The sequence below is a fragment of the Methyloversatilis sp. genome (assembly GCF_030698125.1).
Lineage (GTDB): Bacteria > Pseudomonadota > Gammaproteobacteria > Burkholderiales > Rhodocyclaceae > Methyloversatilis.
This window is the reverse complement of record NZ_JAUYNV010000037.1, coordinates 1-9,482: the sequence shown is the minus strand read 5'-3', so window position 1 is coordinate 9,482 and position 9,482 is coordinate 1. Positions and strand designations below refer to the sequence as shown.

The 9,482-nt window shown below is 61.2% G+C and carries 10 protein-coding genes; 8 read left to right on the top strand and 2 right to left on the bottom strand.

Annotated features, from left to right (window positions below):
• The first annotated feature begins 307 nt into the window (after window positions 1–307).
• The 8 genes from Q8Q80_RS14170 (at window position 308) to Q8Q80_RS14135 (ending at window position 8,068) form a co-directional block, all read left to right on the top strand.
• Window positions 308–1,546 carry a TolC family protein gene (locus tag Q8Q80_RS14170; protein ID WP_305633530.1) on the top strand — a complete coding sequence of 413 codons (1,239 nt, stop codon included), beginning with the start codon at window positions 308–310 and terminating at the stop codon, window positions 1,544–1,546.
• Window positions 1,543–3,174 carry an efflux RND transporter periplasmic adaptor subunit gene (locus tag Q8Q80_RS14165; RefSeq protein WP_305633529.1) on the top strand — a complete coding sequence of 544 codons (1,632 nt, stop codon included), beginning with the start codon at window positions 1,543–1,545 and terminating at the stop codon, window positions 3,172–3,174. Before Q8Q80_RS14170 ends, Q8Q80_RS14165 begins: the two co-directional genes overlap by 4 nt.
• Window positions 3,175–3,198: 24 nt before the next feature.
• On the top strand, window positions 3,199–6,333 hold the full coding sequence (locus Q8Q80_RS14160; protein WP_305633528.1) for an efflux RND transporter permease subunit: 3,135 nt from the start codon (window positions 3,199–3,201) through the stop codon (window positions 6,331–6,333).
• A complete protein-coding gene (locus tag Q8Q80_RS14155) occupies window positions 6,330–6,719 on the top strand; it encodes a cytochrome c (RefSeq protein ID WP_153131985.1) in 390 nt (129 codons plus the stop codon). Before Q8Q80_RS14160 ends, Q8Q80_RS14155 begins: the two co-directional genes overlap by 4 nt.
• A gap of 24 nt (window positions 6,720–6,743) precedes the next feature.
• Complete coding sequence (locus Q8Q80_RS14150; protein WP_305633527.1) at window positions 6,744–7,040, top strand: hypothetical protein; 297 nt, start codon at window positions 6,744–6,746, stop codon at window positions 7,038–7,040.
• Between the two features lie 141 nt (window positions 7,041–7,181).
• Complete coding sequence (locus tag Q8Q80_RS14145) at window positions 7,182–7,484, top strand: hypothetical protein (protein ID WP_305633526.1); 303 nt, start codon at window positions 7,182–7,184, stop codon at window positions 7,482–7,484.
• Between the two features lie 5 nt (window positions 7,485–7,489).
• Window positions 7,490–7,744 (top strand): hypothetical protein, encoded by a 255-nt coding sequence (locus tag Q8Q80_RS14140; RefSeq protein WP_305633531.1) that lies wholly within the window; start codon window positions 7,490–7,492, stop codon window positions 7,742–7,744.
• 75 nt (window positions 7,745–7,819) lie between these two features.
• Window positions 7,820–8,068: a hypothetical protein gene (locus Q8Q80_RS14135; protein ID WP_305633525.1), complete on the top strand. Its 249-nt coding sequence runs from the start codon at window positions 7,820–7,822 to the stop codon at window positions 8,066–8,068.
• A gap of 292 nt (window positions 8,069–8,360) precedes the next feature.
• On the opposite strand, the gene Q8Q80_RS14130 is transcribed toward Q8Q80_RS14135, so the two are convergent.
• Both Q8Q80_RS14130 and Q8Q80_RS14125 read right to left on the bottom strand, forming a co-directional pair.
• Window positions 8,361–8,621 carry a hypothetical protein gene (locus Q8Q80_RS14130; RefSeq protein WP_305626422.1) on the bottom strand — a complete coding sequence of 87 codons (261 nt, stop codon included), beginning with the start codon at window positions 8,619–8,621 and terminating at the stop codon, window positions 8,361–8,363.
• Window positions 8,618–9,482: IS66 family transposase (locus Q8Q80_RS14125; protein ID WP_305633524.1), on the bottom strand; the 865-nt coding region annotated here is incomplete at its 5' end. The genes Q8Q80_RS14125 and Q8Q80_RS14130, both read right to left, overlap by 4 nt.

The following is a 9,482-nucleotide window of genomic DNA, read 5'->3' as shown; positions in this document are numbered from 1 at the left end:
CGATGAACCCCGAAAGGGCCTCGGGTCGATGATTCGGGGCTGAAAAAGAGCCGAAATTCGATGTCATGACGATGCGAATTTCGGAGTTGCTGCCTCACGGACGAAAAATCCCGGAAGGGTGGCTTTGATCAGCGTTTCCCTTGCGAAATCCTGGTGCCATGTGTAGTAGGTCGGGCTGAAGCCCGAACTACAGGGGTTCCGCCAATTCGCAAGCCCTCCACCAGTGCGATGGCTGTCCATCGCTTTACGCTGTCGCGTTTCACAGGGAGATTTTATGCGACGATTCAGGCTTGCCCCCATTTTTGCCGTGCTCCTGACCATCGGTTTGGGCATGCCCGCACTGGCTCAGGAATCGGTTATCGGCGCCTCGGTTGACAGCCTGCTCGATTTCGCCAAGACGCGGAACCCCGAGTACGCGGCAATGCAGGCGGAAGCCGAGGCCTCCGGCCAACGCATCACGCCGGCCGGGGCACTGCCCGACCCGAGGCTGCGTGCGGAACTGATGGACATCACCAAGGGCGGCGAGCAGAACCCGACCTTGTCTCCCGGTCGTGTCGGTAGCACGCGCTATACCTTGATGCAGGAGGTCCCTTGGTTCGGCAAGCGCGACTTGAAGCGGGACATCGCCGAACTGGAAGCCGAAGCCGCGAAAGGGCGCGCACTGGGCACCTGGACCGAACTTTCCGCCCGCATCAAGACGGCCTATGCCCAGTTCTACTACGTGCACGGCAACGAGCGCCTGACCCGCGAGATCCTCGACCTGATGATCCGTCTGGAAAAAATAGCCCAGGTCCGCTACGCCGGCGGGCTCGCCGCTCAACAGGACGTCGTCCGCGCCCAGGTGGAGCAGACCAATCTGCGTAACGACCTGATCGCCCTGGAAAACGAGCGGCGGGGCCTGCGGGCCCGCATGAACGCGCTGCTCTCGCGCCCGGCGCCGGCCGCCCTGGCCGAACCGGCAGTATTGCGAACCCTGCCGGCGCCGGCGAAACTGGACTATGCCGCCCTGGAAGATCGCGTGCGTGCCCGCAATCCCCTGCTCTTCGTGGAAGACGCGCGGATCAAGGCGGCCGAAAAGAGCCGCGAACTGACCTACAAGAACCGCTACCCGGATTTCACCTTTGGCGTCGCCCCCAACCAATTCCAGAACTCGGTCAAGCAGTGGGACCTGATGGTCGAGATCAACATCCCCTTGCAGCAAGCCACGCGCCGCTCCCAGGAGCGCGAATCGGAAGCCATGCTGACAGCCGCTCGGAGCCGGAAGGAAGCGGCCTCCAACCAGGTGCTGTCGGAGCTTTCCGAAAACATCGCCAGCATAGAGGCGGCGCGCCGTACCGAAACCCTGGTCACCGCCAGCTTGCTGCCCCAGGCGGAGTTGACCTTTCAGGCGGCGCTGCCCGGCTATGAGACCGGCAAGGTGGATTTCGCCACCTTGATCGACGCCCTGCGCCAGATCCGGCAGGCTAAGCAGAATCTCATCAAGGCTCAGGCCGAGAGCCAAGCCCGCCTGGGCGAAATCGAACGACTTTTAGGAGAAGATCTATGAACAAGGGTGCGGGACTGACCATCGGCGTCATCACGCTTGCCGTAGCCGCCGGTGGTGGCTACTGGCTGGGCGGACGAGGCACAGCCTCCCATGGCGATGCAGCGGCTCCGGTCGCGGCCAGCGCGGCCGAGCCGGCCAAGAAAGAAAAGAAGCTGCTCTTCTACCGCAATCCGATGGGGTTGCCCGACACCTCGCCGACCCCCAAGAAAGACCCGATGGGGATGGACTACATCGCCGTCTATGAAGGCGAGGATGACGACGAACCAGCGGCCGCCAACCAAATCAAGATCAGTACCGAGAAGGTGCAGAAACTCGGCGTGCGGACCGAAGCCGCCCAACTCCGCGCGCTCGACAAGGTGGTCCGCGCATCCGGCAGGATCGAGCCGGACGAACGCCGCATGTACGCAATTTCGCCCAAGTTCGAAGGTTATGTCGAGCGCCTGCATGTCAATGTGACTGGCCAGCCGGTCGGCAAAGGCCAGCCGCTGTTCGAGGTGTACAGTCCGGAGCTGGTCTCCGCCCAGCGTGAATATGCGATTGCCGCCCAAGGCGTCGAATCGCTGAAAGAAGCCGGCGGCCCGGCGCGGGACGGCATGAAACAACTGGCCGATTCCAGCCTGCTGCGACTGAAGAACTGGGATATCTCGGAAGAACAGGTCAAGGCCCTCGCCAAATCTGGCGAGGCGAAGCGGACGATGACTTTCCGCTCGCCGGTGGCCGGCATCGTCACCGAGAAAAAAGCCGTCCAGGGCATGCGCTTCATGCCCGGCGAGGCGCTCTATCAGGTCGCGGACCTCTCCTCGGTGTGGGTCGTCGCCGACGTGTTCGAACAGGACATCGGCCTGGTCAAATCTGGCAGCAAGGCCAAGGTGACGATCAATGCCTATCCGGGCAAGACTTTCGACGGCACGATCAGTTATGTCTATCCGACCTTGAACGCCCAGACCCGTACCGTGCCGGTTCGCGTCGAACTGGCAAATCCGGGGCTGCTGCTCAAGCCGTCGATGTTCGCCCAGGTCGAACTGCCGGTGGGCGCCAAAGGCCAGGTGGTCACGGTGCCGACCTCCGCCGTCATCGACAGCGGTGCCCGCCAGATCGTACTGATCCAGCAAGGCGAAGGCCGCTTCGAGCCGCGCGATATCAAACTCGGGGCGCGCAGCGACAATCACGTCGAAGTGCTGGAGGGGGTCAAGGAAGGCGAACAGGTAGTGGTCGCCGCCAACTTCCTGATCGATGCCGAGAGCAACCTCAAGGCAGCGGTCGGCGGTTTCGGCCACGCCGCCCATGGCGCCGCCCCAAAAGAAGGGCAAGCGGCAGCACCCGGACAGCCAACTGCCAAAGGCGCCAGCCACCAGGCCGAAGGCACGGTGGATGGCGTCGACGCGGCAGCCGGCACGATCAGCCTCAATCACGGCCCGGTCGCCAGCCTCAAATGGCCGGCCATGACCATGGAGTTCAAGGCCGCCAACGCATCGCTGCTGCAAGGGATGAAACCGGGAGCCAAAGTCGCCGTCGAGTTCGTCGAGCGGCAACCCGGTGAATGGGTGATTACGGCCGTCAAGCCGCTGCCAGCAAACCAGGGAGCCGGCACGCCGGCCGCCGGGGCCAACCCGCACGCCGGTCACTGACCGAGAACCACGGAGAGTCACCCCATGTTGGCCAATATTATCGAATGGTCGGGCCGGAACCGCTTCCTGGTCTTGCTCGCCACCCTGTTCATCACCATCGCCGGCATTTATGCCGTATTGCGCACGCCGATCGATGCCTTGCCTGACCTCTCGGACGTGCAGGTCATCGTTTATACCGAATATCCCGGCCAGGCGCCGCAGGTCGTCGAGGATCAGGTCACCTATCCGCTCACCACGGCCATGTTGTCGGTGCCGAAATCAAAGGTGGTGCGCGGCTTTTCGTTCTTCGGCGCCTCCTTCGTGTACATCATTTTCGAGGATGGTACCGACATCTACTGGGCGCGCTCGCGCGTCCTTGAATATCTGAATTTCGCCTCCAGCCGCATGCCGAAGGGCGTCACGCCGTCGCTTGGACCGGACGCCACCGGCGTCGGCTGGGTTTACCAGTATGCGTTGCTCGCCAAAGACAAGACGCTGGCCGAACTGCGCACCATCCAGGACTGGTACGTCCGCTATCAACTGACCAAGGCGCACGGCGTCGCCGAAGTCGCATCGATCGGCGGCTTCGTTCAGACCTATCAGGTCACCGTCGACCCGGTGAAACTGCGTTCCTACGGCATTCCGCTGATGAAGGTGGCGCAGGTGATCCGCGACTCGAACCGCGATGTCGGCGGACGCGTCGTCGAGATGGCCGAAACCGAGTACATGGTACGCGGCAAGGGCTACCTGCGCGGTAAGAGCGACCTCGAAACGCTGGTCCTCAAAAGCGACAAGGGCACGCCAGTGCTGATCCGTGACATCGCTCGCGTCGAATTGACGCCCGACGAACGGCGTGGCCTGACCGAACTCAACGGTGAAGGCGAAGTTGTGTCGGGCATCGCCATGGCGCGATATGGTGCCAACGCGCTGGAAGTCATCCACAATCTAAAAACCCGGATAGCCGAAATCGGTCCCGGCTTGCCTGAGGGCGTCACGGTACAGACGGTGTACGACCGTTCCGAACTGATACACAACGCCATCGACACGTTGAAACGGACGCTGATTGAGGAAGCGATCATCGTTGCACTGGTCTGCATCGTCTTCCTGATGCACGTTCGTAGCGCTCTGGTCGCCATCCTGATGTTGCCGGTCGGCGTGCTGATCGCTTTCATCGCCATGCGCTCGCTGGGCATGAATTCCAATCTGATGAGTCTGGGAGGCATTGCCATCGCCATCGGCGCCATGATCGACGCCGCCATCGTGATGATCGAGAACGCCCATAAGCACCTGGAGCGCCTGCCCGAGGAGCACACCAAGGCCGAGCGCGCCGACGCCATGCTCGCCGCCTGTAAGGAAGTCGGCCCAGCGCTGTTCTTCTCGCTGCTCATCATCACGGTTTCCTTCCTCCCGGTGTTCGCGCTGGAAGGCCAGGAAGGGCGGCTTTTCTCGCCGCTCGCCTTCACCAAGACCTTCTCGATGGCCGGCGCCGCGCTGCTTTCGGTGACACTGGTGCCTGTCCTGATGATGCTGTTCATCCAAGGCAAGGTCATGCCGGAAGCGAAAAATCCGGTGAATCGTTTCCTGATCTGGGCCTATCGGCCGATCATCGTCGGCGTCATGCGCTGGAAGAAAATGACCATCGTTGCTGCCGTCGTTGCCTTGGTGGCCTCTATTTACCCAGCCTCTCAACTCGGCTCGGAGTTCATGCCGACGCTCAACGAAGGCACCTTGCTCTACATGCCGGCTTCGCTGCCCGGCATGTCGATCACCAAGGCTGCCGAGTTGATGCAGACGCAGAACAAGATCATCAAGAGCTTCCCCGAGGTCGCTTCGGTCTATGGCAAGGCCGGGCGCGCCAATACGGCGACCGATCCGGCGCCGACCGAGATGTTCGAGACGGTGATCAACCTGAAGCCGGAATCCGAATGGCGCCCGGGCCTGACCACCGACAAGTTGATTGCCGAACTCGACAAGGCCCTGCAATTCCCCGGCGTCGCCAACTCCTGGACGATGCCGATCAAGGCCCGCATCGACATGCTGTCCACCGGCATTCGCACGCCGATCGGCATCAAGGTCTTCGGCAAGGATCTCGGTGAGATGGAAAAAGTGGCCAAGGAAATCGAGGCCGTGGTCAAAGCCGTGCCCGGCACGACCAGTGCCTTCGCCGAGCGCATCACGGGCGGTTTCTATCTCAATATCGAACCGGACCGCGAGCAACTGGCGCGCTACGGCCTGGCCATCGGCGACCTGCAGGATGTGATCGGCACGGCGCTGGGCGGTGAGATGGTGACCACCACGGTCGAGGGGCGGGAACGTTTCGGTGTCACCGTGCGCTACCCGCGCGAATTGCGCTCCGATCCGCAGCAGATCGCCCGCGAAGTGCTGATCCCGACCATGGACGGGGCGATGATTCCGCTCGGGCAACTGGCCAAGGTCGTTGTCGCCAAGGGCGCACCCAGCATCCGTACCGAAAACGCCCTGCTCTCCGCCTATATTTATGTCGACATCCGCGACCGCGACATTGGCAGCTACGTGGCCGACGCCAAGAAAGCGGTCGCCGAACAGGTCAAGTTCCCACCCGGCTACTACGTCACCTGGAGCGGCCAGTTCGAGTACATGGAACGGGCTATCGAGAAAATGAAGATTGTCATCCCGGTGACGCTGTTGATCATCTTTCTGCTGCTTTACCTGAACTTCAAGCGACTGACCGAAACCCTGATTGTCATGCTGTCGGTGCCGTTTGCGTTGGTCGGCGGGGTCTGGTTGATGTGGTTGCTTGGTTATAACCTCTCCGTCGCCGTCGCCGTGGGCTTCATCGCCTTGGCCGGGGTTGCGGCGGAAACCGGGGTGATCATGCTGATTTACCTCGATCATGCTTGGGAAGAATTGAAGGCCAAACGCCGGACGGAAAATCAGGAGCCAACGCTGCACGATCTCTACGAGGCCATCATGGAAGGCGCCGTGGAACGGGTTCGCCCGAAAATGATGACGGTGGTGGCAATCATGGCTGGCCTGCTACCAATCATGTGGGGGACAGGGACCGGTTCCGAGGTGATGAGCCGCATTGCGGCACCGATGGTCGGCGGGATGATTTCCTCGACGGTACTTACGCTCGCGGTCATCCCGGCTATCTACGCGCTGGTCAAGCAGTGGCGAATGAAACGGGGGATGGAACAATGAGGCGTAAGCGTTTGTTTTGGATTCCTGCATCGTTTCTTGTGGCGCTGCTGCCCAGCCTTGCCCTGGCTCAAGGCTGGAGCATTCCCAAACCCGGCCCCGGCCTAATGCCCAATCCCGTCATGGGCAAGGCGCTGTTCGCCAATCACTGTGCAGGCTGTCATGGCGGCGACTTGAAGGGATCGGAAAAGGGACCGCCCCTGCTGCACAAGATTTATGAGCCGTCACATCATGCCGATGCGGCATTCCAGTTGGCCGTGGCCAACGGTGTGCGGGCCCATCACTGGAAATTTGGCGACATGGCTCCGGTGAAAGGGGTAACGCCCGACGACGTCGCCCACGTCACCGCCTATGTGCGGGCTGAGCAGCGGAAGGTTGGCATCCAATAGCGGATGGTTCGAACAAAGCACTATATGGGGGAAAAATTGTCCAACGAAGATGATTCAATGCGACCGTTTGAGGATGCAGTTGCCATTCTTGTGGTGCTCACCACCGGATTGAGAGACCATCATCGCGATGGCTTTGATGCGGCAAAGGCAGATTTGTTGCTGCTTACGCGAGGCAAGGCATCCGCGCTGGCTTATGTGCGTCGGCTTGTTGCTGCCGAACTGAACTGCCCACATGACCCACAGTGGCGAGTTTCCGCAGCCGAATTCGAGAGGCGGAGGCAACAAGTCTTTCTGGGGCTAAGCGCCCAGACCAAGAAATAATCGCTCTCTGCGAGCAGCACGGCAACAAGCTGACGAAACAGTGACCGGGTTGTAATGCGCCCGTTATGGGCGTGACAGCTACCCACAGGCAAACTCTCCCTACGAGGCAATGGGCCTTGATCGTGCAGCAGGGAGAAAATCATGTCCGTACACAATGCGTTCGCCATCTTCAATGCACCTTCCGACTTCCATTTGGATTTGGTTGCCCGGTTGGTTGGCGTGAATCTCGACTGTTTGGAAAAGATGCTTTCCACACAGATTTCCCCGCTCAAGGAACTCCTTGAGCGAACACCGTCGTTTTCTCTGGGTGAGCCTGGGCAAACAGGGGCATGGTGGGCTGCCGTCGGCTTTTCATCCATCGAGTATTGGAAGGCATGCACCCTCGATAGCTTGGATTACCAACATCGAGTATTGCAGACGCTGGCCCGACATTCGGCAAAGTGAACTTGATGATGTCGTCAAGGCCGGTGCTTTGGCAAGACTCATCCGGGAAGCTCATTGCCTGTACGGAAAAAATCAAGGTGCTCAACGAGAACCTGGATGAACTTCGTCAGGTGGCCCAGGATGCGCTGGAAGACGGAATTCTGATGGGGTGTAGCGAACGGCAATTGCGTGATGCGCTTGCGGAAGCAGTCGGGCATTTGGTGAATCCATATTCAGTCTCGTTTCCTGACAGCAATGTAATCAGCAAGTCACCTTGTTGACAGTGACGGAAGCACAAACTGCAACTGTTCACTCGATTCGGACCGTTTAAATCCCCAAACTCAGGAGCCAAGATCATGAAAGTTTCCTCCCTCATTGCCGCCGTTCTGTTTGCTGGCACCACGATGACCGGCGTCGTCTTCGCCGACGAAAAGGCCGCCGCCCCGAAGGCCGCCGAGGCCCAAATGGACAAGACCGCGAGCAAGCCGCATTCCCATGTCCAGGAAAAAACCGGCATGCCGCAAAGCATGCCGGATGCCAAGGCCGATAAGCCCAATGCAGCCAAGGATCAGAGCAAGCATTTCCATCCGCGAGATGGGAAGTAAGCGTCCAGCAAAGGCCCCGGAATCGGGGCCTCATCATTTCAGCCATGGATATCCGCAAACCGGCAGAGCACGGCGATCGGTGTGTGTGTCGCACACTGGCGCTGGCGGTCGGCTGTGACCCGAATATACTGAATTACAACTATTGTCGGACGGTGCTTCAGAAACGCTGGATCGTCGAATGCAACCATGGGTGCCTGGCAGAGCCAGCTGTGGCGGACAGCGATCTGAAATGGCATGACGTCGGCCAGATTGATCGTAAGCGTCCGACCGCCCCCGTCTTGCGTTTGAGTGCTCAGCGCGGCGAGTTGATCTCGTCGGCGAATTCGCCCTCGTCCCATGCCTTGCCGATGGCGGCATCCAGACGGATGAGCAGTTGATGCAGGGTTTCGTCCTTGCGCTTGCGCAGCATCGCCAGACAGGTGTGATCGTCGTTGGCGATGGCCACACAGCCGACCGGGCGCATGAGGCCCAAGGTGATCTGGCCTTCGGTCTGGATCAGCGCGTTGAGGTGTTCGAGTGTGGCCAGCGGGTCGCTGGCCGGGTCAGATTTCACGCCGCTTGCCGTTGTTCGGCGTGTGCTTCGGCTTCGATGTTCCATGGCAACAATTCCTCGATGCGATTGATCGGGTGGTCCGCAATGCGCCCGAGTACGTCGCGCAGATAGGCCTCCGGGTCCAGCCCATTCATCTTGGCCGAGCCGATCAGGCTGTAGATCGCCGCTGCGCGCTCACCTCCGGCGTCGGAGCCTGCGAACAGATAATTCTTGCGCCCGAGTGCGACGCCTCGCAGCGCGCGTTCGGCCGCGTTGTTGTCGATCTCGATGCGCCCGTCGCCGGCGTAGCGCACCAGCGCCCGCCAGTGGTTGAGCGCGTACTGGATCGCCTCACCGATGCCGGACTTGCGCGGCACGCGTCGGCTCTGCGTGGTGAGCCAGTCGTGCAGGTCATCGAGCAGCGGACGAGCGCGCATCTGGCGTGCTTCGCACCTCACCGGCGGTGGCGCACCACGCACAGCAGCTTCGACGGCATACAGGGCGCCGATGCGCACCAGCGCCTCTTTGGCGATGGGTGAATCGTGCGCGCGCACGAGATCAAAGAATTTGCGCCGCACATGTGCCCAGCAACCCGCTTTCTGCATCCGCCCACCGGCGAACAGCGCATCGAAGCCTGCGAAGGCGTCCGCCTGCACGATGCCGCTGAATTCGCGCAGGTGCTGCTGCGGGTGCGCGCCGCGCCGGTCCGGTGAGTAGGCGAACCACACGGCGGGCGCAGCCGTGCCGGCCGCCGGCCTGTCGTCGCGCACATACACCCACAGCCGCCCGGTGCGCGTGCGCCCGCGACCCGGAGCAAGCACCGGCAAGGGCGTATCGTCGGCGTGGATCTTCTCGCCTGCTCTCACGTAGCGCGACAGCGCC

What these genes read in the sequence shown, in the direction of transcription:
- Q8Q80_RS14165 (WP_305633529.1), top strand. Translation starts at nt 1,543, where the DNA reads ATGAACAAGGGTGCGGGACTGACCATCGGCGTCATCACGCTTGCCGTA.
- Q8Q80_RS14160 (WP_305633528.1), top strand. Translation starts at nt 3,199, where the DNA reads ATGTTGGCCAATATTATCGAATGGTCGGGCCGGAACCGCTTCCTGGTC.
- Q8Q80_RS14155 (WP_153131985.1), top strand. Translation starts at nt 6,330, where the DNA reads ATGAGGCGTAAGCGTTTGTTTTGGATTCCTGCATCGTTTCTTGTGGCG.
- Q8Q80_RS14150 (WP_305633527.1), top strand. Translation starts at nt 6,744, where the DNA reads ATGGGGGAAAAATTGTCCAACGAAGATGATTCAATGCGACCGTTTGAG.
- Q8Q80_RS14145 (WP_305633526.1), top strand. Translation starts at nt 7,182, where the DNA reads ATGTCCGTACACAATGCGTTCGCCATCTTCAATGCACCTTCCGACTTC.
- Q8Q80_RS14140 (WP_305633531.1), top strand. Translation starts at nt 7,490, where the DNA reads ATGATGTCGTCAAGGCCGGTGCTTTGGCAAGACTCATCCGGGAAGCTC.
- Q8Q80_RS14135 (WP_305633525.1), top strand. Translation starts at nt 7,820, where the DNA reads ATGAAAGTTTCCTCCCTCATTGCCGCCGTTCTGTTTGCTGGCACCACG.